This window comes from Vibrio tapetis subsp. quintayensis (assembly GCF_030409945.1).
Classification (GTDB): Bacteria; Pseudomonadota; Gammaproteobacteria; order Enterobacterales; family Vibrionaceae; genus Vibrio; species Vibrio quintayensis.
In genome coordinates, this window is sequence record NZ_JAUFQV010000046.1 from 1 (window position 1) to 25578 (window position 25578).

The window sequence follows — 25578 nt, forward strand, 5'->3', positions numbered from 1 at the left end:
GTTCGCAACTTTATGTACAGTAAAGCCGGTGTGTTAGTTTTTGCAGGTCAAACAGGCTCAGGGAAAACCACCTCGATTGCGGCCATGCTTAACGAAGTTAAGCGAAAAGGGCGCTCTATCAATACACTAGAAGATCCCGTTGAATTTGATTTGGGGGTGATCCAAACCTCGATTAATAGCCAGGGGGAAGGCAAGGCCGACTTTGCTGAATATAACAAGCTCCTAAAACGCCATGATGTGGATATTGGCTTAATTGGTGAAATTCGCGATCATTCTGTCGCAATGGAAGTGAGCCGAAATGGTGAGGCCGGTATGCTCATGTTAACGAGTGTCCATACATCAAGTTCGCTTGGTACGGCTCCCACGCTCATAGAGCAAATGCAAATGCCTCCATCTTTGATCTCTGCACCAGGCTTAATGAAACTTTGGATGTACCAAACCTTGGTACGCTGTCTCTGCCCTCATTGCCAGCTCACGCTCGATGAAGCTAAAAAACAATTCTCATCAGAACAACTCAATCGCTTTGATAAGTGGCACAGCAGTTATCCCGATATCAATCTGGATAAGCTCCGTTTCCACTCAGAAAAAGGGTGTGATAAGTGCATTCAAGGTGAGTCGAGTAGAACCGCTCTGGTAGAGCTCATTGTATTAGATGACGATGATCGTGAGTTCATCCTAAAAAGAGATTACCTAGGCTGGGGTAAGCACTTAAAAGAGAAGGGGTTCAAGTCCGTCATTGACCACGCTAATCTCAAAATTGAACGAGGAGAGATTGATTTATTCACCGCAGCGGAAAGAGTGGATGGTTTATTTCCTAGAGAGACCAGCACTATTTATCGCGATATGTGGGGTGAAACATGAAGCCCTTGAGGAAAAAAGAGCAAATTCAGCTTCTTGAAGATATCCAACGGTTGAGTCAAGTTGGTATACCTCATAAGGGCATTGCTGATCAGCTCATAAAATATGGCACTAACCGTATTTCCTCGGTTGGGGAGTATTGCCAACGTGTGATGGGGCAAGGACAAAGCTTATCAAGTGGATTGGCTCCCTTTATTACGATACACGCGCACTTAGCGATTGTCGGTGGGGAAAATGCAGGAAGTTTGACCCAGGGAATACAAGATGCCATTGCTTCACTGAAATTACATGAAGCAAGCACTGGCACTTTGGCCACCATTCTCATCAAACCCACGATTGGGATCATCATCATTCCATTTATGATGGCGTTAGTTTCTTCCTTTTTGTATCCCATGTTTGAGGAATACTTACCTAGGCATCAATGGGGAGGATTGGCTTTATTCGCTGATGCTATTGGTTTGTTTTTTTATCATTGGGGATTGTTCTTACTGACGATTCTGGTGTTATTTGGCGCAATCGTCGTCTATAGCATTGGTCGTTATCAAGGTGGGCTTCGGCCTATGCTCGATTCATTCCCCATTTTCAAGCAGTACCGATATATTCAGGCCACCAACCTACTCACGACGACCGCTCACCAAATTGAGCTTGGCGTGCCACTCAAGCAAACGTTAGAGGCATATCAAGAACAGTGCTCACCCTACTTAAGACATCATATTAATCGTATGTTCGAAGAAATGGGGAAAGGGCAAACGAACATCGGAAAAATCTTTGATACAGGGCTACTGGCTAACAAAGAACTCGATGCCATCAAAATGCTGAGTGATATAGGAGAGACAGGAAAAATATTGGAGAAATCCGCTCAGTTACATACTGGCCAATTACTAAAAGAAATAAACATCCTCAAAACGTATGGCGTAAATACATTCAAAATCGTTGCCGCCCTATTCGGCGCAATATTAATTTTCGGAACAATAACACTCATTTTCAGTATTGCTGGAAATATATTTTAAGGAAAAAGTCATGAAAAACGGTAAAAAAATCGACAACACAACATCTAAGAACAACGTTCTATTTCGTAATAAGCAACGTGGTGCCATATCATTAGAAGCCATTATTATTCTTGGGTTTGTTACGTTAGCGCTTATCGCTGTGATTAGCCAAGTTCCTAATCTCATAACAAAATTCGATAAGTTCATGTTTAATAGACAAGCCGGTCAAATAACAGAATCCGTACGGTCTTGGAAAAAGATGCGTCCCAACTATGATGGCGTCACGATTCCTAAAGTTTGCGCCGATGGTGAACTATCTAAATCCGTTTGTGGCACTGCAAATGATGGGAAGGGCACCAACCCTTTTGGTGGAGATTGGACGCTGACAGCCAATGCAGCAACGAAAGGATTTTATGACTTAACTGGGACGTTGCCTGGCGGTTCTGAGCACATTGCTAGTCTTGCGGATTCAATGGCAGCAAGTACGCGAGGAAATTGTATTGAGGCATCAGGTTGCGCGACAATTAAAACAACGGCCAATTCCATAACCATGACCTACTAAGATGGAACGCCAACAAGGCGTTCTTACTCTCGATATCGCCATAGCGATTATGTTCATGGCGATGTTGTCTGTAGTGGTGGTCTCTGGAATACAGGTGGAGCTATCAAGAGGCTACTCCGCGCTTACCATTAAATCTAATGTCCATCAAATATTGGATGAATCCGAACTTCATTATCATAAACAACTGATCATATCTCGATGTATGCCGCAAAGCGGCCTTTCGATGAGCGACCTTTCCTTTACCCCAAATGATGGATTAGCGACATACAAAGTTAACTACCGTCAAAGCAGTTTAATCGTCACGTCACCTTTAGGCATTGAGGTTGAGGTGACGTTAAATGCGGGAGTTAGGATTGGATCATGGTCATTTTTAAAACCCAACATAAGGAAAGAAACCGGTGAATTAATATTTTTCAGGCCGTTGAATGTTGAGGTGTCGGACAGTGCCAATATCAATCCCACAACGGGGTGTATTAAATGAAAAAAAAACAAGGAGGGTTTGTCCTCTTAAGCATATCTATTGCGCTTGGCTTTATCGTGGTAGCAGGAATAATCGTTGTAAATATGGCTCAGGAGAAAGCCATCAAAGAGAATATGAACTCTTTCTACAATCATATTGTGTATCTCACTCAGCAAGTTCAAGCCTACTCAAACTATCGAGTTATCCAAAAAGGCACACCACCCGATAGCATCGCGGTATTTCCTTCAAACCTGGGACAACTTGAAGGTGAGTTCATTCCAGTGTGTCGCTCCAGTGATGAAAGAAAGGGGTTGTGTCGGCGTTATGACCAAACCCCTTGGGGTCGAATCGATCCATCCTGGTATCGACGTGTTCCCGTTGGGAACATCGGAAACCCTGACTTTTACTATGCAGAGCTCGCGCTAGAGTTACCTGACAAAACCAACGTGTCGTTTAAAAAAGAGCTGGCCATAACGCTTCGTCTTTTTTCTCGACTACCTAACATCAAATACGATGAAACCGCTAATAAGATCACCATCAGAATTGACCGACCCGACAAGGCCATAGCCTATGAAGGATTGGTTAAACGAACCGGTGATGATTCTACGTTGACGGGGGATTGGGATGTTGGGGGGAACTTTGCCATCACCAACGCTAAAGATATTTCACTGACCGCCTCAGATGGCACGCAATTTATTGTCAGTAATAAGCTTTCTTTGGGGTTTGATGTTAAGCACGGTGAGTGGATAAACAAACCTAAATGTATAGCGGGGCAAACCAGCCGGATTCGTTACGGTATTGGCGCAATTAAGGTTCCCGTTAGTACTCATGAAATAAAAGGAGGAACCAACACTTACATTATGTCTAATAGCACCACTCGCTGGCAGCTCGGCATATCCATTCAAACCAAGCGCCTGAGTGACGGCCAATCAGAAATCTTACACAGCGGTCGAATCACGGGTTCAACAAGCTGTCGTTAATCGGTAAGTAAACAACAGGAGTATCTATGAAAAACATCCCATTCATTGCAACACTGAGTGCAACAATTTTATTCTCAGGTATCGCGGAAGCAAAGGTTACTTACGCCGATGCCTTGGCTGATGAAAAGGAGGCCGTGGCGGAACTGAACCGCCAATACGAAGAAAAACTGAAAGATCCCTTGGCAACTGAACCATTGCAAGCTAACAGATCGCCAACTCAAACATCAGATTGGCGCACTATCTACAGCGGTAGAACAACGGGCAGTATAAGTATCCCTTCAGGTACAAAGCAGATATACGTTGTAACAGACGGCGAAGTGGTCACCTTTCCTGCTAATGCCCCATCATTTATTATTGATGATCTACCTTATGGAGATAGAAAGCATATTTACGTTAGGTGGAATGGTCATTCATTAAGTGGCTCAACAGTAAACTACTCATATAGTTATGATTGCCGAGGAGGTGAGCATACATGCTGGAGAAATGCATCTTCTGCAATAGCTATTAAGCAAGTAATGATCAAATAAGTAGTAAGGGCGGTACAATATTAAATAATACCGCCCTTACCGTTCATATAACATTAGATCATATTAATTTGTTTTTTAAACAGAAAAGATCATATGTTAAGTTAGTGAAAAATAACCATTATTTAGTTGAATTTGTTATAATATTGGCAACTAACTAAATAAGAGATGAAACAATGAAAAAGCTCTCTGTTACTCTACTTATAAGCTTTATTTCAAGTTCAGCATTCGCCGTAGAAAATGGCACACCTGTAGATTGGAAAAATAGCTATGATGATGTTGTTGAAAATCAATGCACTGGATTAATTATTGCGGGTAATAAAATATTAACTGCTGCGCATTGCTTGCGAACTAATAACATTGAATTTTCTGATGGTAGTTCCGTAAATGCACTATCGAGAAAGCCACACCCTAGCTATGAAATTCAACCAACTGGAAACCAATATGATCTAGCCATTTGGACTTTACCTTCCACTGTTAACGTAAAAAATATTCATTTTCTAGAAAATGTAACGACACAAACAGTCAAAGTTGGCGATAGTTTGAGATCGTTTGGGTTTGGGGGCGATAACCCTCTGGCCTATGTCTCATACAACGTGACGAAAACAGCCAATAGGCCTAATTATACTTGGACTTTAATTACAGGAGTTTCAACAATATCTGGGGCTAATCTTATTGGGGGCGACAGCGGTGGAATAACACTAAATAACTCCGATAAAGTGGTTGGTATTAATAGTGCAACTAGTGGAAATTCTGCATCTCAAACAGACCTCTATTACGGAAAAGACTTTATTTTGGAAACGGTAAACGGCTGGCATTACCCTACGCTGGCGACCACTTCCAATAACAAATCAACGATTACGGTGCAATCACTTCATAAGAACCCAACAACGGATGCGGCATACACTGATGGCGGTATTACTGTGGTCGGTGGCACATGCCAGGGGAGAAGTAATATTGCCGCCTTTGAAACGTGTACTTACGAAATTGAAGGAACGAGCGAAGGCAAACTGTATTTATCCGCTAATGAATTTATTCATATCAATAAACCAGCTTCAACATCTAAACCCAATAATGGCGGCTCTAACGGTGGGTCAAGTGGTGGTTCTCTCGGCTGGTTATCACTCGCGGTACTCGCTTTAATGCGTCTGAGAAAACAAAAATAATTTAACGACCTTTACCTAAAAGGCAAGCCTTACCGCTTGTCTTTTTTATGCCTGGAGAAAAGCCATGCCACAACCGAAAAGCCCCGATGAATCAAGCCTATTTATTGCTTCAAGTGAAAACTCTTTGTTTGATTTTCTCAAAACTGACCTATCAAGAGATAAGTCAATCCACTGCCAATTTCCTTTAAGTAATGAAAACGCCACATTGACCGTGCAGCTACACAAAAAAGCCATTGCCTCCATTAAGTTTTCAAACACCCCCAAACTTTATCCCCCCCATTATAAACCTGAGTTAATTAGCATAAGTTCAACCTCTGAGTTAGATAGGTTACTGGATAAAAATTTACTCGGAAGCGATCACCTTTTTTGTAAGTTCGATGTTTCAAAGTTGAGTTATTTACATCGTAGGAAACTTCGTAAACTGGGTACTCAGTCGGTCAGTTTTGGTAATGGAGTGACCTTATACCCCCCATTCAAATAGCAAGGCGTTATCAAATGAATGATTTATTCTTAACGATAGGCTCTACCATACTCATTGGCCTAATTTATGTCGTCACCTTAAAATGTTTCAGTGTCAGACCAGATTACCCACACATTAAACGCCTCCAGGCAATAAAATCGTCCATACTGGTGATAAGCACCTGGCTCTGGATGGTCATTATTCATGCCCCAATATGGACAAGCGGGTTACTCATCCCATTTGTACTGACTGTGTGCCATTTCAGCCTAACGCTACGACTGCACAAAAAATCAAAATTGATGGTCATTCCGTCGTTGTTTGGAAAAACAGGGCACGTTCACCTTGAAACGGTTGATGCATCACTGTGCCGAGGAACGTATCTGGAGCTTAAAGAACTCATTGAATTACTGCCTAATTGCCAGTTCAGTGAGTTAACCCTGACTTCGCCCTTATTGGCCAAGAACGGACGGTTTCGAAGTACCCACCACTTAGCCAGTTACCCTATAGAAATAAAGCAGCAAATATTGCCAGGCTGGACAGCCCCATTTCAGTTTTTGGTTTTAGCCTGGTATCAGCGAGTCATGAAAAGTCCACGCTTACAAATGGCCGACCTCACCAAACGACACCAACTCACGATCACCCCCAAGACAAAACCTCAAAAAAATTAAATAGCGTAGCATTTGATTTTTATTGTGGTTCAGCAGGTAGCCCGCAGGGCGTAGGACGGTATTGAGTCCTTTGAGGGTAAAACCCTCATACACTTCGAGTGCATCCTTATGAAAGTTAACTTACTACTCGGCGTAGTGATTTTGTGTTTAAGCACAACACCGCTTGCTCGTGATTACAATGGTTGGCAACCATCAAAAGGCTGGTCAAAGTCCAGTTATGGCCAGACCGCCTTATCAACTTGCCCTAGTTATTGCCATTACATCGATATGGCCAGCGACAAACACCAAGTCCCCAAGAACCTCATCATTTCAATCATCAAAGCCGAAAGTAATTTCAATCCCAATGCGGTTTCCCCGAAGGGAGCGAAAGGGCTCATGCAGTTGATGGACATAAACAGCCAGGCAATAGACCCATTCAACCCAAGCGAGAACATCGATGGCGGTACAGAGCTCCTTGCTCGTCTTATTCGACAATACGAAGACATCGAGCTGGCTTTGGCGGCGTATAACGCAGGACAAGGCAACGTGGCCAAGTATGGTGGCGTTCCTCCGTTTAAAGAAACGAAGCAATACATTGCAAAGGTGATGGTTAATTACCGGCACTTAAATGAAGTCACGCCCCACATTAAGGAGTAATGTTATGTTCAATCCCGTCTTTGAACCTGAAATCAGTTCACCGTATATGGCCTCAATTCAACAGTTCATCCGAAGCATCACGGAATGCATTGTTCCAGATAACGTCACTGTCTACGCCTACCGAATAGGGACGGGATTTTTTCACGTTATGGCATTGGATAGCTTGGTGGACATCACCATCACTGATGGACATGTCGATATTCCAAATAAAGAAGACTGCCTTGACTCTCTACGTGTTGGTCACATCCAAATAGGAGTTCTGGACAGCATGGATGTGACCTGTCTGATCACTTATTTCCTCAATGAGTTGAGAGTGAAAAACCCCGCCCTTACTGACTCATACCTAAAGAGTTAAATCTGCATTCTAGCGAGAGAGAAGGCACAGCCTTCCAAAGGAAACGTTATGCATAAAGCTTTATTCAAAACAGCAATGATTGCTGCCCTGTCATTTGCCTCTGTCCTATCAACCACCTATAGCCCCCCAACTCAGGCCGCCAGTGATGATGAATGTGGTATTTGGCTATGTTTGCCTACTGGATTTATTCAAGGCTGTGGTGGAGCTTTCAGTGCCTTTAAAGATCGCATTCGGCATTTTAAATCGCCCTTGCCTGGTTTCAATGAATGCCTAGCCAATGGTGCAAGTGCTGGAGAGGATACATTCTCAGCCAGAAGCGGATACGCCGCGCAAATCTCCTCCTATAAAGTTTGTTCAGCAACCAGAAGAGAAAGAAGTGCTGGCGAATGGGGGGATGTGTGCATTGCGTGGAAAACGATCCCCGCCAAAATCATTAAGGGCACTCGATGCTCCATCACTCGTCAAAAAGGAGAGCCAACCGAACGCATTCCCGCTCGCTGCTTCGGTACTCTCCGATACACCGAAGTTTATAAGAATGGCGTGAAATATGGCGAAACTCACTATTACTAACGGTAAGGAATTTAGACCTATGGACGAGCAACAAGACCAAATTTACCAAGAAGGCTACAACGCCTATTTAAGCGATGAATCCGAACTTTCTAACCCTTACACGGGCTTAGATGCTGAATTTTGGTCAGATGGTTGGGAGGATGGAAAAGAGGATAATCTAGTTAATGAAGTCCTTGCAAAGGAGTGGCATGAAGAACAAAAAGAGCAAGAAAAAAAACGGCATGAAGTACACAAACGAATACTTGCTATTGAGTTTTTAAAGTACTGCCACTTTCCTATGTATTACAAAGCCAGACTTCGAAGAATGTTAGTGGGTGATCTCTTTTTCATGGGGCAAATACGACTGCGCTATGAAGAGGATGACTTTGAAGGGGTCTTAGAGATCTATATCCGTAAAGAAGCGAAACAGGTGTATCACGCCTACTCAAGCTTTACGTTACCCACCAAACCCACCCGTTCTTGCCGCTTTCATGAGTTAACGTTCAAAATCGAGAAAGGCGGCGTGTTCGCCTTTACTGGTAACGAAGAACTTAGCGAACATAACCGAAAAGGTTTTGCTTTAACGTGTCGTTATTTCCAACGCCTTAAAAAGCACGCTTCCCCTGATGAGGTATTGCCATATCGAGATATGGGGATGCCTGATTTTCTTGAAGGGGTCAATTTCAATAAAAAAAATACGACCACCGAGATCTATTACCCTAACAAGAAAAACTCCAAAGCCACGCGCTATCAACTCACGGATAACATGATGCCAAAGCCAATGATGGAATGCATATTGGATATTGGCTTGGCCACTGGCGCTATTAATTTTAACCAGGAGAACGAACCGTGCAGGGAGGAATAGAAACGATTTTTGGTGTGGTTCCTCAAGAATTAGAAAACGAATGGTGTTGGGTTGTCGATCATTTTTCTCCGCTTCAAGCGCTTTACCAAAGCGAAGGCGTAACGGAAATATTCGTCAATCGATTCGACTCCATCTCTATTGAGAAGCATGGCCAAATACAAAAAACCGACATTCAATTCCCCAACGAAGCCGCATTTAACGACCTGATAGAGCAACTTGCCACGGCGCTTAATCAAGAACTGACGGCTAACTCCCCCATCCTCGATGCACGATTGCCCGATTGTTCACGCATTTGTGCCACGTTGTCCGATGTCACCCCGCAAGGGGCGACAATGACCTTAAGGATTGCACCAAAAACCCACATCACAGCGGAGCAATTAGTGGGGTTTGGCGCAATGAATCAAGCCATGCTGGATTACCTAGCCGAAGCCATTCGGCTTGGAAAAAACATCATTGTTTCGGGCAATACCGGCAGTGGCAAAACCACACTGTTACGCGCCTTAGCGCGTTTCATTCCAACAACAGAACGTATTATCACCTGTGAAGATACGCAAGAGCTTTACCTGGATTGGTTACCCCATCTTGTGTCAATGGAATCGCCCAACAGAAAAGGGAGTACCGTTGAAATGAAAAACCTGATTGAAACGTCTTTACGAATGCGGCCAGACCGAATTTGGGTGGGGGAAATTCGAAAAGGCAGCGCAGCCGATGCCTTTTTGCAAGCGATTAATACCGGTCACAGTGGATGCATGACGACCATCCATGCGAACGGATGCAAAGACGCGCTAGCGCGTCTTCAATACCTTATTGCCTCCCTTGGTAAAATCAGTTTTGAACTCGCGCACAAACAAATCATGGGTAACGTGGATGTGTTTGTTCATGCCTCTAGACACTCAGATTATGGTCGAAAAATAACAGAAATTTACGAAACGAAAAATGACGAACTTGTTTCCGTTTTTAAATTTAACCAACAAAAAAGGACGCATGAAAGCGGCCTTACACAAACTCACTAAACTTCAGAGATTAACTATGAAAAATACCGAATGGGTTAACGAGCTGCGCTCAACATTGCGAAATAAACGCCGTATCAGCCACCTCTTTAAAGAAACCAAACTGGAAGTCTTGATTGATATCTATGACCGTTTAGGGGCGTATGTTCAAGAACGAATGGAGCAAGAAGAGAGCAAGAAAAAAGCCATGCAAGAAGCAGAAAATAGCATTGCGGCCATCGTTGAAAAAACAGGATTGAGTTGGGAAGAAGTGACGTTAGTGGTGCAAAAAAATGCCCCCACAAACAAAAACCGAAAGGCCAAAACGAACCCCACAACCTCACCCAATCAGTGAGTCATTAACCAAGCACGCTTTTTCAAAATCACGCACCCTTCCCCTCTTGTTACGCCCTGACTTCTTTTTGCGCCAAACCAAGAAATTTTACCGTCGGTGGCATTGGCCACGGGTCTCACCGGAAAAATTCTCTTGTCCTTTCGTAACCGTTCAATGTCAACTCGACGCTTTACGATTTCAATCCCAAAGGATTGTTAAAGCGTAAAGATCGAGTTCGATGCATTGAGAGGGCACGCAAAAAAAACGTAAGACAAGCTTCCGATTGAGATGAAGAAAAATGGGAATTTGGGCGTTCTCACGCCCCCATTTTTTAAGTCGATTGAGGCAGTGAAGGCGTTCGTTTTTTTCAACCTTAGAGAACGCCAAGCGGAGCTTGAAGTGAGATTAGGTTGCTCAGTCTTCATTTTGTTCAATCGCGTCAAGCGCCCCCTTGCGGGGTTTAATTGCTAACAAAATGGAGATGCGAAGCGTTCAAGCGTAGCACCTGAAGCAAGGGAGCCCACGACCGCAGATTCAGGCGGGGGAGCCGAAACAAAACGCTCGCCCCAGCGAATAAGCGAGACCGCCCCAGCGGTCGTTTTTGTTTTGGGGGGCTTGCCCCCGAAAATCGTCGAGCGGGCGAGACCAAGCCCGTCTAGTTAGTTGAAAAGAAGACTTTTGAGCAAGGGAGGAACGACCAGCAAAAAGGCGACTATTTCACCTTCGAGAGGGGCTTGGTCTCGCGCAGCGTGACGATTTTCGCCTCTTAGGTTGTATTTTGAAGCACAGGCGCGTCCAGCGCCGAGCATTCACAATCAACCCATTGAAAAAGCGCAGCTTTTTAAATGATTGCCCCACTAGGGGCAACCCAACCCCCCGTTGTTCAAAAAGGGGGATTTGGACTCTTTTGGGTAACCGCCTTGGGTAACTCTATTGGGTAACACCAGTTACCGAAAGGAGTTACCCAAGGCGGTTACCCTAAATCAATATGATGGAAGAACCATTACCATGTTAGACAGAATCGAATATCAGCTTTACTTAGTCGCACTGAACATGCTCGCACCACTCTACATGTTCACGTACTACTGGGGCTTTTTCCTAAGCGCTCTATCTGGATTGATCTTACCGACGATCTACTTTGACAGGCCAGAAAAACACGAACAAGGTACAACGTTACGGCGCGTTTTTATTGCGCTTGGCATGTTGCTTTTTACCTTCGGTACAATCTCAGCCTGGACAGTCCCAGAGCTCATTAAGTTCACAAAAGATCTCGCTGGCGTGGAAAGTCAGTACGTCCGTTATCCCGATTGGCACTGGATCAGTTTTCTCTTTTTTGTTGGCGGTATGATTGCTCACACTGCACTAAGACGAGCCTTCATTCCAGCGATTAACCAACTGAAACTTAAGCTCACCAAGAAAACCGAAGCCGCACGCGAAGAACGAACGGATGTTCGTAATGTGCGCGACTTTTTACCGGATACCGTGGAATACAATCCAGAGGATTACTTCGATTTAGAAAAAGGCGTCTTTGTCGGATTAGACGCTAATCATGCGCCTCAATATATTCCGTTGGCCAGTCTACGAAAACAACACGCCGACATACTAGGAACAACGGGGGCGGGTAAAGGTGTCGCGTCTGGTTTAATCCTTTATCAATTAATTATGGCCGATGAAGGTGTGTTCGTCCTTGATCCAAAAAACGACGAATGGGCTCCACACTTGATGCGCCATGCCTGTGAACAAGCGGGTAAACCTTTTTACCTCATTGACCTAAACAAAGACTTTGCTCAATTGGACTTATTGGCCGATACAAGGCCAGACCAAATTGAAGAGTTATTGGTTGCCGGTTTCAGCTTTGCTGAAAAAGGAGATATTGCAGACTTCTACCGAATTGATGACAGAAAAGCCGCTCGAAAAGCGCCACAACTGGCCACAGATGAAGAACGTAAAACCCTCGCCGGAATTTTCGAATCTGATTATGTTCAAGGTCTCCAAGATACCGTTAAGGCATTTTTTGGAAAGATGGAAGAGATGGCATTAGTGAAATCTGTTAATGCTCCAGGAGGTCTAAATTTAAATGATATTTACAACAACGGAGGCTGTTGTTACATCATCGGTTCAATGCGTAATTCAAAGATTCTGATTGCTCAAAAGATGATCTTGATTCGCCTGTTTCAACTTGCGGAAATGCGAGACAGGGTGAACAACACGCTAAGGCCAATTGCTATTTTCTTGGCTGAGTTGAAATATCACATTTCAAAACCAGCTATGGAAGGGCTCGGCGCAGCGCGGGACAAAGGCGTTCATATGTTTTTGGATCACCAATCGGTTGCTGATCTTCGGGATTGCCCTGCTGATCTAAATGGTGATGCCGTTGTGGGTGCTGTTGTGGAAAATACCAAGTTTAAATTGGTGTACAAACTACAAGATCCGGAAACGGCTGAGTGGGTTGCGAAGATGTCCGGCACTATCCTAGTTGATGATGAAACCCGATACATTGAAACCGATGGTAGCCTTGCAGAAACCGTGGATGGTAAACGTAACATTCGTTTAGCCGAGCGTCATTTCGTTGATACCAATATGCTGTTAAGTCTCCCGCCTTTTGTAAGCTACATATTCACGGAATCGGATGTTCCAAAACCCTCTCTTATTTCGCCTATCAAAGTTCAAAAAAGAGACTTGGTTTGTTTCAATCAACCAATCGAAACCCCACCAGAACCCGATGTTGAGTTAACAGAAACCGATTCAAGCTTTGAAGAAGAGGTCTTAGATACAAATGAACCTTCGTTTGAGGAAGAAGAGAAGATAACTGAACCCGAAGAAGACCTCTCGTTTGGCATCGAGTCACAAGAAGACGAAACCAACGACGAAACCAACGACGAGATCGAAGATGACAATGATGACTCTTTGTCATTCGACACTTCGGTAGAAGATTCAGAAGAAGAGGATGAGCCTGAACATTCAGCAAGTCCTTTTGATGATTTGAGCGACGAGCAATTAGCTGAACTACAAAACTCAATAGAAGAGGATGATAAATAGTATGTTTCAGACTCACACTAAACGCCTTCAATGGTTATGGGATAAAAGCACCCACCCAGATCAAAATAAACATAACGCCCCTCTCGCAGAGGGGGTGCATACTTACAACTGCTTATTTTCGGTACAAGCATTTGCAACCAGAAAAACAATCACTAATGAAACTAAGTTCGCTCTACTTCACATTCATAACATTGAAGAAGAGTTGTTTACTTATCGTAAAGGCGTTAAACAAAAACACAGTGATTACCTCAAGGAGTGGGAAGACATAGAGCTCACCCCTTACGCTCCAAAACAAGCATTTGAATGTGAGTTCGACGAAAAAAAACTCAACTCAGCACCGGCCATGTTGATTCGAATTTTCGCAACCGTAGATGCATTATTACTTGATCTCGTGAAAGCACGTAGAAGCGGATGTTTGACTAATGAACAATATCAAGCGATATGGAAAAGTGAATTTGACAGTCTCAAATCACTACTAAAAAAAATCGCTAAAAAGTGTAATACGTTTCATGATATGCGCAAAGGGAGGGTTAATGTCACCGCTCCCTAACGCAATAGAAGCCAAGGCAAGAGGAAAGGAAAAAGATCGCCTAGTGCTGGAGTTTTTACGTTGCGAAATTTTCAGTAGCTTTGAGAACTTCATGCTCCTATTGAAATCAGCCAAATCACATACCTCAAGACATCTTTCTCGTATGGTTAAGAAAAAATGGCTTGAAAAATATGTGGTCGAACTCGATACCGGCAATATCACTGTATGGGGGATCACCCAACTAGGGTTAGAAGAAGCCGGTGACGCAGAAGAGGCGACAATGGAGGGTTTCGTTCCTAGCCGTATTAGCTTCCTCGCTTTGAACCACACGTTAATGAATCAGAAAGTTTGTATCCAACTTTCCAACCTCGGTTGGAAAGGATGGCAAAACGCTGACCGTCATTTTTTCAAGAAAAAATACAATGTAGAACATCGGCCTGATGCGATAGTCATCGCCCCGAAAGGGGGCATCGTGGCCATCGAAACAGAGCTGACGCTAAAAGCCCCTCGTCGTTATCGTTCAATCATGAAAAGTCACATCGTGGCCAAAGAAAAAGGCTACTGGAAACACATCATTTATGTTGTGCGAAACGATGAGTCTAAACGAATGCTGACTCGGCGCTTTGACAACATCGAATATATCCGGTTTGGAGAAAGCCGTTACCCATTCGATAAGTATAAAAAAATGGTCTCCATTTTTACTATCGATGAAATTCCTACCTTAAACCAATCCTAATTTTAACGAACCAATACGCTGCCATCGGATTTCTCTGAGGGCAGCGCTTGCGTGGAGAAACAGAATGAGAGTATTTATTGCAGAAAAACCGTCCCTGGCAACGGCTATTTTTAAGGGTTTGGATGGCAATCCAGACACGCAAAAAAAAGCCGGCTATTACCAAAAAGGCAACGATATTGTGACCTGGTGTTTTGGTCATTTATTAGCGCTAAAAAATCCAGAAGATTATGACATTGAGCTCAAGCGGTGGACGTTAGACAGTCTTCCACTCGATATTCGATACCCACCTCAATACAAGCCCATTCCAAACTCAAAAAAACAACTCAACATTGTCGTGGGGTTTATCAAACAAGCGAGCACGATTGTTCATGCTGGCGACCCCGATCCAGAAGGGTGTTTGCTCATCGATGAAATTCTCGATTACGCCAATAACAAAAAGCCGGTTCAGCGCTTGCTCATTGCTGATTTGAACGATAAGCCGGTGAAACAAGCCTTGGCCAACATGCAACCGAATGAGAGGTTCAGAAACCTCACTAACCGCGCCTTGGCTCGCTCTGTAGGCGACCAAGCGCATGGATACAACCTAACACGAGCCTATACACTAAAAGCACGAGAAAAAGGCCATGACACCGTTTTTAACGTAGGACGAGTAATTAGCGCTTTATTGGGGATGGTTAACGTTCGAACGCTGGCCAACAAAAACCACCAAATGAGTTACTACTATCTTCTTAATGGTACGTTTCAGATCAATGGCCATGCCATCAAAGGCAAATTACAGCCAAATGAAGATCTAGATTTAGACGAAAAGAATCGATTAATTTGTGGTATCCAAGCTCAAGCCATTAAAGAAGCTGACAGTGGTGAACCAGGAGAAGTCATCGCCATCGATACCAAGAAAGACAAACGTCAGCCCCCGATGCCCTTCAATTTATCCAGGCTTCAAATTGAAGCCTCAAAAAAGTGGGGCTATAAACCAAAAGAAACCCTCGATATCATCCAAGCCCTGTATGAAAAGCATAAGTTACTGACTTATCCCCGCAGTGATAGTCAGTATCTATCTGATGCCATCTTAGAAAATTCACCTGGCATTTTGGACGCGATCAAAAATACACACCCAGACTTAAGCGGTTTGGTCAATGATGCGGCTTCCACCTCGACACATAACGCGTTCAATACAGAAAAAATTGAAGCTCATCACGCGATCATTCCAACTGAAAAAAATGGCGCTGGCATCGAGCTTTCATCAAAAGAAAGAGCTATCTATGAGCTGGTCGCCAAGCGCTTCATTGGCTTGTTTTATCCTGAATCGTGCCGAGAAAAAACGACGATTGATATTCGTTGTACTGGCCGAGTCTATCAAGGTACTCAAATTACTTTGGAATCTCAGGGATGGGAAGTGTTAGCCAAAGGCGAGTACCAGGACAAACCCAACGATAATCCATGCGACCTAAGCACATTTAAAACAGGTGCAACCGGCACTTGCGAACAGATTGATGTGGAACAAAAGGAAACGAAGCCACCCAAATACTTTGATGACGCGAGTTTACTCAAAGCCATGACAGAAGCGGCCAAGTTCGTAAAAGATCCGGTGTTACGAAAACAATTAGAAGCCAAAGACAAAAACACCAAAGGTGAAAACGGCTCAATTGGGACGGAGGCAACACGAAGCAATCACATTGAAAAGCTAAGAAGCCTGAAACATTGGATCAGTTTTGAAAAAGAACCTGGCTATAAAAACCCCGTATTCAAAACCACGGCAACTGGCCAAGAGTTTTGTGCACTGCTGCCAGACGAAATCATCATGCCGGATATTTCCGCGATTTGGGAGGGCGATCTGGAGCGAATAGCTAACGGCGATTACACCATTCAGCAATTCTTACAAAGTGTTGAACGTTATATTCAAGAACAAGTCGCCCACGTTAAGGACAAAGGTGTGGCCTTAACAACCAAAGTGGGTGTGCAATGTCCGACTTGCCAAAAAGGCGAGCTACGGCGCTTGAAGGGAAAGAAAGGTCACTTTTGGGCGTGTAACCGTTACCCCGATTGTAAAAGTGTCTTTCCTGACAACAAAGGAAAACCCAACTTAAACCCTGCCCCTAAGCAAAAGGTTAAGCCAAGCGAAACGGAGCTTTGTAAGTGCGGAAAAGGGTTAGTTCGTCGAAGTGGCAAGAAAGAAGGCTCATTCTGGTGGGGATGCTCTGGCTTTCCTAAATGCAAAGTTCGTTACTTTGACAAAAACGGTAAACCTGACAGAGACGCTGGAGAATTAAATTAACAAAAAGCCCCGTAAAGGGGCTTATTTTTATAAGGCTTATTGGTAATCTCAGATTAAATTAGTTAATCACGTCGCCTACCAACGACTACAGCTCCACGAGTAATCGAAAATCCAGTTTCACCTAAATAATTTGTTTTACCACTGCTCATTTGAGCATGACAAGATTCAGATGAACCAAGAGAGATAGGGACAACATTTACAACATCATATCCCCTTTAATCAAACCCATTATAGATTTTTTCTAATTGCTCTGAATATACGTTTAAGTCTGCAACCCTCGACTGTGGGACTTCAACAATTTCACGTTTAAGCCCAAGAAGGCCACATTCTTGGATCTCTTTTTTTGTATCTAGTGGCACATAAAACCACTTGGTTTCAAATCGCTTTGACATATAGTGCTTTTCTTCCAATTTATAATCTGCTGTGGTTGAAGTGCTGCAGCGCATCAACCACAGCATAAACAATGGAACTGAACCCCCTTAATGAACTTGAACGCAAGTTCCAAACATCTTATCAAACCAATCCGATGTTAATGAAATGTCAGAACCTCCGTCAGAGTAGTGCTTCTCAACTCGATGCAAAGCACTAGTTCTCATATCCAAACTTTTCCCTTCCATACTACAATAAATATCCTCTATAAGATCAAAGGATGTTTTATAAATGGAGCTATAAAACGTTTCCTCTACCTCAAAATCTTCATTAAGTTTCTTTGTCTTCTTTAGCTCACAAATTTTATTCTTCAAAATGTAACCTTAATTACCCACATACAATTGCAGACTGACGCACTTCGTTTGTCGGGTTCGCACAGTCTCTACATGCAAGCATATAGCAGCCAGCACAAACCTGTATTTTTTGACCATTTTTAACCACTATACTCCCCCTCTCGTTAGCCTTGCGCACGAGCTCGGCGCTTTATATCTTGAGCTTTCATCACCTTAGCGCCCATAATCACGACTCTAAGGAAACCTTGTTTTGACTCGGTGTTGTTCCAGTTATCGAGGTTTTGCCGTGTGGTACAAGAGTACTCAGCCAACTCATAAATGGTGTCAAACCCTGCCATTTTACTTAGCTCTGAGAGCTTATATTCTGGTACAAAACTCATTGCATTCCCTCTCGTTTAAATCCGTAAAAATAATTTACCATCAATGATGATATAGTAAAATATTTTTACGAATTAAATCTTATTCGTAAAACATATTGACGGATATCACTCGTCGATTGTCATGAATAAATGTGTAGGGGGGGGGACGGACTTATCCACCGTTTCGGTGGATAAATGTCGGAAGCCAATAATTATAAATAGCTTGTTATGAATGAGGTGCTTTCAACAATAGAATTAAGCGCTGGCTTTACAGCGTTTAATCCTTATTTGTTAAGTCCCATTTCACCAAATAATCTAAACTATTGGCTGCGGTGACATAGATTGAAAATGTAAAGCACCGAGTGCCCATTTATTACCAGCCCTGGCAAGGGCTTCTAACTCACATTGAGATGACAAAATAACGCTAGGTATTTTCTTTTTAGTTGCCTTAGATAAGTATCTTTTATGGCACAAAGTAACAAAGTTATCGATACGCGATGAAATCTCGTCAGGAAAGACAAATACAGCCTCTTCGTCATAGCGAATTTTCGCTCTATATTGAAGACCGATTGGTAATATAGATTTGTTTTCCCATGCAATCATTGGCATTGGGACTTTAGGGGGCTTTAAACTTTTAGGTAAATAAGAAACATTTGGGTCAAGTAAAACACTGTTAACCTCAACCCAATAGTGGCTAGGTTGACCGTTGTTTGAACCAGCAAATCCCGCCACTGATGCTTGTCGTCCATCAGTGGACATAGTAAATGCACCTACATTACCGCCAATGATAGTCGAACTGATACCCTCCTCTTTGAGGATCGAATAGATCGCACATGCTGTGTACAAGCACCTTGCATCATAGTCAGATGGAAATGTCTTTTTTAAACACCAATCTATTGATGCAAACAATTCATCAACTTTTACTCTGCCTAATCTCAAATTAACACTCCTGTATCATTTTTATAAACCGAGCCCCTCTGGTACTTAACGTTAACGTCGCATTAAGTGAGCAACGCCGCCACCCAACCTAATCCATTGCGCCGTAAACAAAAACCCAACGATAGAATGAAAAATGCCATACGTTGAGAATGACTCTTAGATGCTTTGTTTATGTTTTGGGTAACTGTGCCATCTGTTTTTTCAACCAAGACTTAAAGCGATTTTTCTTGGTATATTTCTGAAGTTCGAACTCTTCGGGAAATTTAGAACGAAAGCGAGATTCAAAGCGATCATAAGAATCAGCCTTAGCGTACGTTTTCGCTCCATTGGACTTCAAACCTCGTAAAAAGCTCATGAAGCCTCCTGAAAATCCGTAAAAATAATTTACCATTAGACACAATATAGTAAAAATTTTTTACCAATTTAATACATTTAGTAAAGCATTTTGACTAAATATGATTTGAATTAGAACGGTAGATTATATGTTTTTCCTTATTTCACTTTACTTACTTCTAAGAGCTATTGATAGAGATTCACGCTCTCGTTCTGATAGTGATAAATCACTTTGCAATTGGGATATCTGTCTTTGCAACTCAACCAACTGTCCTTGTGCGGAAGCTAATTGCTTACTATCTAATTTAACCTCGTTCAACTCGCCAGTTAAACGTTCAATTTCTGATTTACGGTTTTCCTCTTGAGTGCGTAACTGGACAACAGTAGTTCGCTCATTAGCAAGATGAGTCAACGTTTCAGTATGCTGCTCTTGTGTTTTTTCATGTTGAGCTTGCTCTATTTCTCTTTTCGCTTGATCGACAGTGAGTAATTTAACCTGCTCTCGTAAACTCGCACATTCTTGCTCCGCTTTATCAGCTCGACGATTTGCAGCACCAACAAGACTCTCAGCTTCACTTTTTGCGTTAGCCACTAAAAGATCGCACTTCTTCTCGTTATCAGAAATTGATTTCTCAGCTTCTTTCTTAACTTCTTTGCTCAACGTTGTAGCTTCGTTTGCTTTTTGTTCTGAATTAGCTACACGCTCTAACGCCTGATCTGCCTTTTCATTGGCTTCATTGATTTGTTGAGTCGCTTTGGCCTCTGCCATTTCAATACGGTGCTGACTGTCTTTTTCTTTTTCTTCCAATAACTCTATAGCCTCATCTAACTGAGATTTTTGATCGGAAATCATTTGCTGAAGGCTCGCGGTTTTTCGCTCAACAACACTTTGCATTTCATCAGCTAGTAATTCAGCAATCTTACTGCTGCCTAGCTCATCAGCCATTTTAATAACTTCTGCATTACGCTTGTCATTAAAGTCACGTAAAAGCTTGGAGACGGTTTCTGTTTTGCCACCTGTCACCTGCATAACATTACGAACAGAAGGTTTAGTACCTTGAGTTAGCATTGCTGTGGCTGCTTTTGATACTTGCTCAAAGGTCACGCCTGATTGTTCCGCCATTGTTTAACACTCCAAATAAACAAACTTAACTGTATAAATCATAACCCATCGGGAAACGGGTAACAAGTGTTTCCCAAAAATATCGTTTCCCTTGTAGGCCTAAAAAAACCACCAATTAGGCGGTTAGTTCAGAAAGCTAATTTCACTTATGCCGATTGTTTAAAACTATTCGATGATTGATCAATCCAGACAAGTAAATCTCTAACTAATCTTCCCTTTTGATTCTTGTCTAATCAAACTCTATAGAATCGACAACGCCGCCCTGTGGGCGACTATGGTTAGCCTAAGAAGATGTATTTAAGGGCTGCGATGAGTACCGCCAAGCCAACACCAAACATGAATTTCTTAATCCATGACAGATCTGTTTTAATTTCGCTTAGGTCAGCTTTTAAGTCCTTGTGAAGCACTTCAAGGTCACTTTTAGTTGCAGCTTCGTTGCCGTACATTTCACCGAAAAGGTTTACCATTTCTTCGGCTTGCTTTTCATCCATACCTACTTTTTGTAAGCGTTTGATTGCCTTATGTGTATCTAGTGGAATTGCGGTCATTTCTTAACCCTCATTGATTAGTCTATGGCTTATTATGCGCGAATATCGCTCACAAATCAAAGGTTAAATGTGCGATTACTGCACACTTTTTTGTTCTTGTCGGTGTTTGATACCCTCAATAATTAGCTCTACGGCTGTGCGCCTTGTTCGCCACCAATCATAAAAAGTTCTACGGGGAACATTAGCCATATCTGCAACTTCTTTCGCGTCAAGACCTACGCTGTCACGACAATATGCTGAAAAGGCTTCTTTTTCTGTCGGTTGTGTCATATCTTCCTCAATGTGCGAATATCACTCACAGTTAGGTGTAGTGTGTGTTATTCGCTCAACACAGTCAAGTGATTGCCTCTCAGGGAAAAGAGAGTGCGGAGCGCGAACGAGGCACCAAACCGTCCGACTAAACTAACCTGTATTCACCCCTCTTAATCGGCGCGGTTAGCATCAAATGCAACTTGATAAGAACCTCCCCCCCTTTCCTGCCAAACCAAAACCCAACAAGCAGCGTTCGATAAATCCAATGTAAAAATATTACTGTTGCCAAGCATTAAGTGAATGACACACTAATATTAGCTTTGGGGAATACAACACTACGATAAGGGTAAACAAAAAAGCCCGATAGAAACTATCGGGCAATTTAGTTAAGCAGCTTTCGAAACCTCAAGGTTAACGAACTCCTTCAAAAGTTGATGAGCCTTACTAGCTTGAGTTGCAGCTTTAAAAACATAACGTTTGTCATTTTTTAAAACTTCAAGCCAACTGGCTATATACGATTCGTGTTGAACATTACCAACTATACCAAAATCAGCCATTAGAAATGCCGCTCCAATCTCTGCAATCAACTCTTCAAACGCATAATCTTTACTACCAAAACTACCTTTGTTATCTCGATCTAGGCGCGACTTATGTCCCGTCCAATGAGTTAACTCGTGCATAATCGTAGCGTATAGATCCGCATTTTCAGAGAAGCGTGAGCGTTCTGGAATGACAATTTCATCTGTTGACGGACGAAAGAAAGCCTTTTGTCCACTATAGCTAATTGAAGCGCCGGTACTAACCAAGAACGTTTCTACTTCATCAATCAAAGTTACGTCGTCACGAACATTTACAACCGGTGTATCTGCTTGTTCAACGCCTTCAATCTGATCAAGGTTGAACACCACATAGGTCTTCAAGCAAGAGTAGGTTTCTTTTTCTTCCTGGCCAGGTGCACTGTTCTTTTTCTCAACTACCTTGTAGAAAAAGATGTGCGTCCCCTTTTCACCTTTTCTGACTTTACCTCCAAGCGCTTTAGATTGCTTAAAAGTGAGCCATTGAGGTGATGAGAAACGATTCATCTGTGCACTCATCCAAAGCAACATTACATTCATGCCCTGGTAATCGTTCTGAGTAGAAAAGTTACTCGGAATACCTGAAGCCTGAGTTACATCCCAAGGACATTGCCAAGGTTTAATCCCCTGCTCTAGCGCCTCAATTATTTGATCCGTTACAACTTGATAAAAGTCTGTTTTCTTGTTCGTGGTAGTCATGAACTACTCCTTGAATTAGTAAGTTTTAATTTGCTAATTCGTCTGGCCACCGCCAGTCGAACTGGCGTGCCTGCGGAGAAGTACCGCTACATGATATTAGTTAGTTTCTTGATGTATCCAACTGCGTATATAAAACACGCTATTAAGACCTAGCCTATTAAGCTCCGTACGTACCTCACCTTTAGCAACAAGCTTCCCAAGATATTCACCGTTAAGATCTGTCGGCTTAATATTGACAGTTACATCCTGGCGATTGTTTTGATGGCGAGTTTTAGCGGATACGACGGCACCGATAACAATATTAGTTTTGGACATATATACACCCTTCTAAAGAGGCAATTTATGAGTTGCTAGTTCGCCTGGCACTGCCAGTTAAACCAGCAGTAGATTTGAATCTCAATGGTGTTGATTAAGTAGTTCCTGGAGAGAATCCAAAGCACCAAGTGCTTTATCTCTTTCAGGATCTTGCTCTACATACTCAAGTAAGTTTGTGTGTTGTTGTTCAAAGACTTGCGCCTTTTCATATTCATTGCTGTAGGTTGCTACTGCTTGGAAGCGTTTTAAGGTATGTAACACAATCACAATCCCTGCAAGCTTGCCTGATATTTGTTGACCAAACATTGTTACTTCAGTGATGGACGGAGAAATAAATTTCCCACCATTACTAAGCTCCACAAAATCCCAAGTAACCCCTTTCACTTCAGGAATAACCTTTCCCGCTAACTTCCAGATGTACCCGAAAATATAAGGGTGATTTTGTGAAAACGATAAACTGAACGTCTGGCGTGCAGATTTATCCGTTACAAGTTCTGTATATAGTTGCTGTTCGTTCATAGGGACGTCTCATATTAGTAAAATATCTGCTAATTCGACTGGCCATTGCCAGACGAACTGGCACAGCCAACGGATAAAATCCGCTGAGACAAAATTTGATTTATGTTATACGCAGCAACGAATTGCTTCGGATATATTCATATCGACAAAATGACCGCAATTACAATCAAAAGACGCTTCGGTTTTTGTTACTGTTATGTCCCCTAAAGCCCCACAAGGGCATTTAGTCTGGCCAATAACAGAAAAACCTAGCTCGTAAAACTTAGACAATGAAAACACTACAGATGTAGAAACATCAATACTGGATTCAATCCACTCTTCATTTACAGAGCACCAAACCCAAACCGTATCCTCTGTTACAGATAAATACGCTAGAAGGGCAAAGTGATAGTGAGTTGTAACTTTTTTTGACGGTATTTGGTCGAAGATAAATTGCATATCCATAGACACCTCTAGAGATTAGTAATTAGTAATTAGTAAAAATGCTAATCCTGCTGGCCTATGCCAGTGGACTGGCAAAGCCTGCGGAAGGTATCCGCGATAAAGAAAGGTTGGTTAGTGCGAAGCACGGACGCAATCAAATAGACATTGATTGGTTACTCATTAGACTAATTTAAATTCAAAAAATAGTCAACACACTATGTATTACACATGTAGTACATAGTGTGTTACTGGAAAAACGCTTAAAACAATCATCAAAAACATGTAATACATAAGTATTACATGTTAGTTCATTTTTTCAATCAACTTGATAAGATCGTTATCATCAATATTATCTCGATACAAAGATAGTGCTCTAAACAGCTTTGCAGAAGATACGTTTCTTTCTGTTTTGGCCTGTAGCTCTTCAACCCAATCAGTGATAGTTTTCTTGTCACTTAACGACATACGCAATGTCAACGGGGGAACCTTATAAGAAGTCGTTACCTTTTTTCGAACCGTGGTAATACCTACCCCTTTACCCTGACTTTCTTTCTTGGCTGATATAGACGTAGACGCCCCAAATTTACGCAACTTACTCATATGTATTACCTATGTATTACACGTTATCGACAATGTATTTAGCCAGTTTTCTATAATCATTATTGATCACTGAACCTGGCTTATAAAAGCGAACTGGCGAAGACACAGCATTCGCTTGGCCAACATGTTCAGAGCGTCGGACAACTATAGGTAAAACCTTATCTTTCGCAGCTCCTAACTCTTCGTCAATGAATTCATTGATCACTGTATTACGAACATCGACCTCATTACGAAGAATAAGATAGTTAGCTTCATCATCTTTAATTTCTTCTACTGCCTCAAGTAACGGACTAATACCATCTAAAGAGAAAGCACCAGAATCTACAGGAACAATAATAAGATCCGAGGCTTGGATAGCATTCAGAGTAGTTAGTGAAAGGTTAGGAGGCGTATCGAGAAATACGTAATCATATTTATCACCTAACTTCGCTAGCTGCTTTTCAAGAATACGTTCTCTATTGATTTTAGTTAATGATGTTTCAATCACTCTAGATAGCTGAAAGTCAGCAGGAACAATATCTAGATTATCAATGATCTTTTCACCCACTTTTGCAGATTGTATAAGATCTGTAATGGATACCATTTTCGGTTTATCGAATAGTGCAGCAACGGTAATGCCGAATTCAAACTCTGTTTGTCCAATCAACGTTTTTGAACAATTACCTTGTGGGTCAAGGTCAATAACCAAAACTTTGCGCTTTCGTGCGATTTCACTCGCCAAGTTAACAATAGTTGTTGTTTTACCAACACCGCCTTTTTGATTAGCTATACTAACAATCACCATTTTAACACCCTTATGTATTACCTATGTATTACATAATACACAAGAAAAAAAACAATTCAATGTATTACATGTGTAATACAGGAAATAATCATAGTTTACTTAGAGTATACTTAATGCGTACCAGTATTTAACAACCAAATATTAGTTCGCATATTGTTGCTTTTCAACCCTACGCGAACTAATATTATAAACCAGACTCAAAACAGACCAAGACTTAACATTATGTTCATAAGAGCCTACCTTAGAGCGTCAACTGGTGAGCAAGACGCTAATCGTGCGAAATCTGAACTTATTCAATTTTCAGACCAAAAAGGTGTACGAATAGCAAGTTTCTACACTGAGAACCAATCAGGTTCAAAATTAGAGAGAGCCGAGTTATCCCGCTTAATTGAGGATTCACATAAAGGAGATAT

The 25578-nt window shown here is 42.2% G+C and carries 33 protein-coding genes; 20 read left to right on the plus strand and 13 right to left on the minus strand.

Annotated elements, in window-relative coordinates; all coding sequences use genetic code 11:
• The 18 genes from QWZ04_RS23110 to QWZ04_RS23195 form a co-directional block, all read left to right on the plus strand.
• Nucleotides 1–861: GspE/PulE family protein (locus QWZ04_RS23110; protein WP_290330664.1), on the plus strand; the 861-nt coding region annotated here is incomplete at its 5' end.
• A complete protein-coding gene (locus tag QWZ04_RS23115; RefSeq protein ID WP_290330665.1) occupies nucleotides 858–1868 on the plus strand; it encodes a hypothetical protein in 1011 nt (336 codons plus the stop codon). The genes QWZ04_RS23110 and QWZ04_RS23115, both read left to right, overlap by 4 nt.
• 10 nt (nucleotides 1869–1878) lie before the next feature.
• On the plus strand, nucleotides 1879–2409 hold the full coding sequence (locus QWZ04_RS23120; RefSeq protein ID WP_290330666.1) for a hypothetical protein: 531 nt from the start codon (nucleotides 1879–1881) through the stop codon (nucleotides 2407–2409).
• Between the two features lies 1 nt (nucleotide 2410).
• Nucleotides 2411–2890 carry a hypothetical protein gene (locus QWZ04_RS23125; protein ID WP_290330667.1) on the plus strand — a complete coding sequence of 160 codons (480 nt, stop codon included), beginning with the start codon at nucleotides 2411–2413 and terminating at the stop codon, nucleotides 2888–2890.
• Nucleotides 2887–3849 carry a type II secretion system protein gene (locus tag QWZ04_RS23130; protein WP_290330668.1) on the plus strand — a complete coding sequence of 321 codons (963 nt, stop codon included), beginning with the start codon at nucleotides 2887–2889 and terminating at the stop codon, nucleotides 3847–3849. Before QWZ04_RS23125 ends, QWZ04_RS23130 begins: the two co-directional genes overlap by 4 nt.
• A 26-nt stretch (nucleotides 3850–3875) precedes the next feature.
• Entirely contained in the window at nucleotides 3876–4376 is a 501-nt protein-coding gene (locus QWZ04_RS23135; RefSeq protein ID WP_290330669.1) for a hypothetical protein, read from the plus strand.
• 173 nt (nucleotides 4377–4549) lie between these two features.
• On the plus strand, nucleotides 4550–5539 hold the full coding sequence (locus tag QWZ04_RS23140; protein WP_290330670.1) for a trypsin-like serine protease: 990 nt from the start codon (nucleotides 4550–4552) through the stop codon (nucleotides 5537–5539).
• 495 nt (nucleotides 5540–6034) lie between these two features.
• On the plus strand, nucleotides 6035–6667 hold the full coding sequence (locus QWZ04_RS23145) for a hypothetical protein (protein WP_290330671.1): 633 nt from the start codon (nucleotides 6035–6037) through the stop codon (nucleotides 6665–6667).
• 108 nt (nucleotides 6668–6775) lie between these two features.
• Nucleotides 6776–7303 carry a lytic transglycosylase domain-containing protein gene (locus tag QWZ04_RS23150; protein WP_290330672.1) on the plus strand — a complete coding sequence of 176 codons (528 nt, stop codon included), beginning with the start codon at nucleotides 6776–6778 and terminating at the stop codon, nucleotides 7301–7303.
• A gap of 4 nt (nucleotides 7304–7307) precedes the next feature.
• The gene (locus QWZ04_RS23155) at nucleotides 7308–7658 is read left to right on the plus strand and encodes a hypothetical protein (protein ID WP_290330673.1); all 351 of its coding nucleotides are present in this window, start codon (nucleotides 7308–7310) and stop codon (nucleotides 7656–7658) included.
• Between the two features lie 48 nt (nucleotides 7659–7706).
• Complete coding sequence (locus QWZ04_RS23160) at nucleotides 7707–8228, plus strand: hypothetical protein (protein ID WP_290330674.1); 522 nt, start codon at nucleotides 7707–7709, stop codon at nucleotides 8226–8228.
• Nucleotides 8206–9072: a ribosome modulation factor gene (locus tag QWZ04_RS23165; protein ID WP_290330675.1), complete on the plus strand. Its 867-nt coding sequence runs from the start codon at nucleotides 8206–8208 to the stop codon at nucleotides 9070–9072. Before QWZ04_RS23160 ends, QWZ04_RS23165 begins: the two co-directional genes overlap by 23 nt.
• Nucleotides 9057–10085 carry a TadA family conjugal transfer-associated ATPase gene (locus QWZ04_RS23170; protein WP_290330676.1) on the plus strand — a complete coding sequence of 343 codons (1029 nt, stop codon included), beginning with the start codon at nucleotides 9057–9059 and terminating at the stop codon, nucleotides 10083–10085. The genes QWZ04_RS23165 and QWZ04_RS23170 overlap by 16 nt, the downstream gene beginning before the upstream one ends.
• Before the next feature lie 16 nt (nucleotides 10086–10101).
• Entirely contained in the window at nucleotides 10102–10416 is a 315-nt protein-coding gene (locus tag QWZ04_RS23175) for an H-NS family histone-like protein (protein ID WP_290330677.1), read from the plus strand.
• 987 nt (nucleotides 10417–11403) lie between these two features.
• Complete coding sequence (locus tag QWZ04_RS23180) at nucleotides 11404–13434, plus strand: type IV secretory system conjugative DNA transfer family protein (protein ID WP_290330678.1); 2031 nt, start codon at nucleotides 11404–11406, stop codon at nucleotides 13432–13434.
• Nucleotide 13435: 1 nt separating this feature from the next.
• Entirely contained in the window at nucleotides 13436–13984 is a 549-nt protein-coding gene (locus QWZ04_RS23185; protein ID WP_290330679.1) for a hypothetical protein, read from the plus strand.
• The gene (gene mobC / locus QWZ04_RS23190) at nucleotides 13968–14699 is read left to right on the plus strand and encodes a MobC family replication-relaxation protein (RefSeq protein ID WP_290330680.1); all 732 of its coding nucleotides are present in this window, start codon (nucleotides 13968–13970) and stop codon (nucleotides 14697–14699) included. Before QWZ04_RS23185 ends, mobC begins: the two co-directional genes overlap by 17 nt.
• A gap of 64 nt (nucleotides 14700–14763) precedes the next feature.
• Nucleotides 14764–16974, plus strand: a complete 2211-nt coding sequence (locus QWZ04_RS23195) for a DNA topoisomerase (RefSeq protein ID WP_290330681.1) — start codon at nucleotides 14764–14766, stop codon at nucleotides 16972–16974.
• A 215-nt stretch (nucleotides 16975–17189) separates the two neighbouring features.
• On the opposite strand, the gene QWZ04_RS23200 is transcribed toward QWZ04_RS23195, so the two are convergent.
• The 11 genes from QWZ04_RS23200 to QWZ04_RS23250 all read right to left on the minus strand — a co-directional run bounded on the left by QWZ04_RS23200 (nucleotide 17190) and on the right by QWZ04_RS23250 (nucleotide 23796).
• Entirely contained in the window at nucleotides 17190–17366 is a 177-nt protein-coding gene (locus QWZ04_RS23200; protein WP_290330682.1) for a hypothetical protein, read from the minus strand.
• Nucleotides 17367–17860: 494 nt separating this feature from the next.
• Nucleotides 17861–18076: a hypothetical protein gene (locus QWZ04_RS23205; protein WP_290330683.1), complete on the minus strand. Its 216-nt coding sequence runs from the start codon at nucleotides 18074–18076 to the stop codon at nucleotides 17861–17863.
• 294 nt (nucleotides 18077–18370) lie between these two features.
• Nucleotides 18371–18814 (minus strand): hypothetical protein, encoded by a 444-nt coding sequence (locus tag QWZ04_RS23210; protein WP_290330684.1) that lies wholly within the window; start codon nucleotides 18812–18814, stop codon nucleotides 18371–18373.
• 349 nt (nucleotides 18815–19163) lie between these two features.
• On the minus strand, nucleotides 19164–19349 hold the full coding sequence (locus QWZ04_RS23215) for a hypothetical protein (protein WP_290330685.1): 186 nt from the start codon (nucleotides 19347–19349) through the stop codon (nucleotides 19164–19166).
• Nucleotides 19350–19496: 147 nt separating this feature from the next.
• Nucleotides 19497–20450, minus strand: a complete 954-nt coding sequence (locus tag QWZ04_RS23220) for a DNA-binding protein (RefSeq protein WP_290330686.1) — start codon at nucleotides 20448–20450, stop codon at nucleotides 19497–19499.
• A 278-nt stretch (nucleotides 20451–20728) separates the two neighbouring features.
• Nucleotides 20729–20998 carry a CCDC90 family protein gene (locus tag QWZ04_RS23225; RefSeq protein ID WP_290330687.1) on the minus strand — a complete coding sequence of 90 codons (270 nt, stop codon included), beginning with the start codon at nucleotides 20996–20998 and terminating at the stop codon, nucleotides 20729–20731.
• Nucleotides 20999–21073: 75 nt separating this feature from the next.
• Nucleotides 21074–21268, minus strand: coding sequence for a hypothetical protein (locus QWZ04_RS23230; RefSeq protein ID WP_290330688.1), 195 nt, complete (start codon nucleotides 21266–21268; stop codon nucleotides 21074–21076).
• Between the two features lie 368 nt (nucleotides 21269–21636).
• A complete protein-coding gene (locus QWZ04_RS23235) occupies nucleotides 21637–22524 on the minus strand; it encodes an ArdC family protein (RefSeq protein WP_290330689.1) in 888 nt (295 codons plus the stop codon).
• Nucleotides 22525–22620: 96 nt separating this feature from the next.
• The gene (locus QWZ04_RS23240) at nucleotides 22621–22839 is read right to left on the minus strand and encodes a hypothetical protein (protein WP_290330690.1); all 219 of its coding nucleotides are present in this window, start codon (nucleotides 22837–22839) and stop codon (nucleotides 22621–22623) included.
• A gap of 81 nt (nucleotides 22840–22920) precedes the next feature.
• Nucleotides 22921–23358, minus strand: a complete 438-nt coding sequence (locus QWZ04_RS23245) for an antirestriction protein (protein WP_290330691.1) — start codon at nucleotides 23356–23358, stop codon at nucleotides 22921–22923.
• Between the two features lie 105 nt (nucleotides 23359–23463).
• The gene (locus tag QWZ04_RS23250; protein ID WP_290330692.1) at nucleotides 23464–23796 is read right to left on the minus strand and encodes a hypothetical protein; all 333 of its coding nucleotides are present in this window, start codon (nucleotides 23794–23796) and stop codon (nucleotides 23464–23466) included.
• A gap of 44 nt (nucleotides 23797–23840) precedes the next feature.
• Between QWZ04_RS23250 and QWZ04_RS23255 the strand changes: the two genes are divergently transcribed.
• Nucleotides 23841–23975, plus strand: a complete 135-nt coding sequence (locus tag QWZ04_RS23255; protein ID WP_290330693.1) for a hypothetical protein — start codon at nucleotides 23841–23843, stop codon at nucleotides 23973–23975.
• 109 nt (nucleotides 23976–24084) lie between these two features.
• Here the strand turns inward: QWZ04_RS23255 and QWZ04_RS23260 are convergent, their stop codons facing one another.
• Together QWZ04_RS23260 and QWZ04_RS23265 are read right to left on the minus strand one after the other, a co-directional pair.
• The gene (locus QWZ04_RS23260) at nucleotides 24085–24381 is read right to left on the minus strand and encodes a hypothetical protein (protein WP_290330694.1); all 297 of its coding nucleotides are present in this window, start codon (nucleotides 24379–24381) and stop codon (nucleotides 24085–24087) included.
• A gap of 16 nt (nucleotides 24382–24397) precedes the next feature.
• On the minus strand, nucleotides 24398–25165 hold the full coding sequence (locus QWZ04_RS23265; protein ID WP_290330695.1) for a ParA family protein: 768 nt from the start codon (nucleotides 25163–25165) through the stop codon (nucleotides 24398–24400).
• Between the two features lie 222 nt (nucleotides 25166–25387).
• On the opposite strand from QWZ04_RS23265, the gene QWZ04_RS23270 reads away from it, so the two are divergent.
• A partial coding sequence (locus QWZ04_RS23270) for a recombinase family protein (protein WP_290330696.1) occupies nucleotides 25388–25578 on the plus strand: 191 nt, incomplete at its 3' end.

Excerpts from the sequence above, each read along its gene's own strand:
- QWZ04_RS23115 (WP_290330665.1), top strand. The coding sequence starts at position 858 with ATGAAGCCCTTGAGGAAAAAAGAGCAAATTCAGCTTCTTGAAGATATC.
- QWZ04_RS23120 (WP_290330666.1), top strand. The coding sequence starts at position 1,879 with ATGAAAAACGGTAAAAAAATCGACAACACAACATCTAAGAACAACGTT.
- QWZ04_RS23125 (WP_290330667.1), top strand. The coding sequence starts at position 2,411 with ATGGAACGCCAACAAGGCGTTCTTACTCTCGATATCGCCATAGCGATT.
- QWZ04_RS23130 (WP_290330668.1), top strand. The coding sequence starts at position 2,887 with ATGAAAAAAAAACAAGGAGGGTTTGTCCTCTTAAGCATATCTATTGCG.
- QWZ04_RS23135 (WP_290330669.1), top strand. The coding sequence starts at position 3,876 with ATGAAAAACATCCCATTCATTGCAACACTGAGTGCAACAATTTTATTC.
- QWZ04_RS23140 (WP_290330670.1), top strand. The coding sequence starts at position 4,550 with ATGAAAAAGCTCTCTGTTACTCTACTTATAAGCTTTATTTCAAGTTCA.
- QWZ04_RS23145 (WP_290330671.1), top strand. The coding sequence starts at position 6,035 with ATGAATGATTTATTCTTAACGATAGGCTCTACCATACTCATTGGCCTA.
- QWZ04_RS23150 (WP_290330672.1), top strand. The coding sequence starts at position 6,776 with ATGAAAGTTAACTTACTACTCGGCGTAGTGATTTTGTGTTTAAGCACA.
- QWZ04_RS23155 (WP_290330673.1), top strand. The coding sequence starts at position 7,308 with ATGTTCAATCCCGTCTTTGAACCTGAAATCAGTTCACCGTATATGGCC.
- QWZ04_RS23160 (WP_290330674.1), top strand. The coding sequence starts at position 7,707 with ATGCATAAAGCTTTATTCAAAACAGCAATGATTGCTGCCCTGTCATTT.
- QWZ04_RS23165 (WP_290330675.1), top strand. The coding sequence starts at position 8,206 with ATGGCGAAACTCACTATTACTAACGGTAAGGAATTTAGACCTATGGAC.
- QWZ04_RS23175 (WP_290330677.1), top strand. The coding sequence starts at position 10,102 with ATGAAAAATACCGAATGGGTTAACGAGCTGCGCTCAACATTGCGAAAT.
- QWZ04_RS23180 (WP_290330678.1), top strand. The coding sequence starts at position 11,404 with ATGTTAGACAGAATCGAATATCAGCTTTACTTAGTCGCACTGAACATG.
- QWZ04_RS23185 (WP_290330679.1), top strand. The coding sequence starts at position 13,436 with ATGTTTCAGACTCACACTAAACGCCTTCAATGGTTATGGGATAAAAGC.
- mobC (WP_290330680.1), top strand. The coding sequence starts at position 13,968 with ATGTCACCGCTCCCTAACGCAATAGAAGCCAAGGCAAGAGGAAAGGAA.
- QWZ04_RS23195 (WP_290330681.1), top strand. The coding sequence starts at position 14,764 with ATGAGAGTATTTATTGCAGAAAAACCGTCCCTGGCAACGGCTATTTTT.
- QWZ04_RS23200 (WP_290330682.1), bottom strand. The coding sequence starts at position 17,366 with ATGTCAAAGCGATTTGAAACCAAGTGGTTTTATGTGCCACTAGATACA.
- QWZ04_RS23205 (WP_290330683.1), bottom strand. The coding sequence starts at position 18,076 with ATGAGTTTTGTACCAGAATATAAGCTCTCAGAGCTAAGTAAAATGGCA.
- QWZ04_RS23210 (WP_290330684.1), bottom strand. The coding sequence starts at position 18,814 with ATGTCCACTGATGGACGACAAGCATCAGTGGCGGGATTTGCTGGTTCA.
- QWZ04_RS23215 (WP_290330685.1), bottom strand. The coding sequence starts at position 19,349 with ATGAGCTTTTTACGAGGTTTGAAGTCCAATGGAGCGAAAACGTACGCT.
- QWZ04_RS23220 (WP_290330686.1), bottom strand. The coding sequence starts at position 20,450 with ATGGCGGAACAATCAGGCGTGACCTTTGAGCAAGTATCAAAAGCAGCC.
- QWZ04_RS23225 (WP_290330687.1), bottom strand. The coding sequence starts at position 20,998 with ATGACCGCAATTCCACTAGATACACATAAGGCAATCAAACGCTTACAA.
- QWZ04_RS23230 (WP_290330688.1), bottom strand. The coding sequence starts at position 21,268 with ATGACACAACCGACAGAAAAAGAAGCCTTTTCAGCATATTGTCGTGAC.
- QWZ04_RS23235 (WP_290330689.1), bottom strand. The coding sequence starts at position 22,524 with ATGACTACCACGAACAAGAAAACAGACTTTTATCAAGTTGTAACGGAT.
- QWZ04_RS23240 (WP_290330690.1), bottom strand. The coding sequence starts at position 22,839 with ATGTCCAAAACTAATATTGTTATCGGTGCCGTCGTATCCGCTAAAACT.
- QWZ04_RS23245 (WP_290330691.1), bottom strand. The coding sequence starts at position 23,358 with ATGAACGAACAGCAACTATATACAGAACTTGTAACGGATAAATCTGCA.
- QWZ04_RS23250 (WP_290330692.1), bottom strand. The coding sequence starts at position 23,796 with ATGCAATTTATCTTCGACCAAATACCGTCAAAAAAAGTTACAACTCAC.
- QWZ04_RS23255 (WP_290330693.1), top strand. The coding sequence starts at position 23,841 with ATGCTAATCCTGCTGGCCTATGCCAGTGGACTGGCAAAGCCTGCGGAA.
- QWZ04_RS23260 (WP_290330694.1), bottom strand. The coding sequence starts at position 24,381 with ATGAGTAAGTTGCGTAAATTTGGGGCGTCTACGTCTATATCAGCCAAG.
- QWZ04_RS23265 (WP_290330695.1), bottom strand. The coding sequence starts at position 25,165 with ATGGTGATTGTTAGTATAGCTAATCAAAAAGGCGGTGTTGGTAAAACA.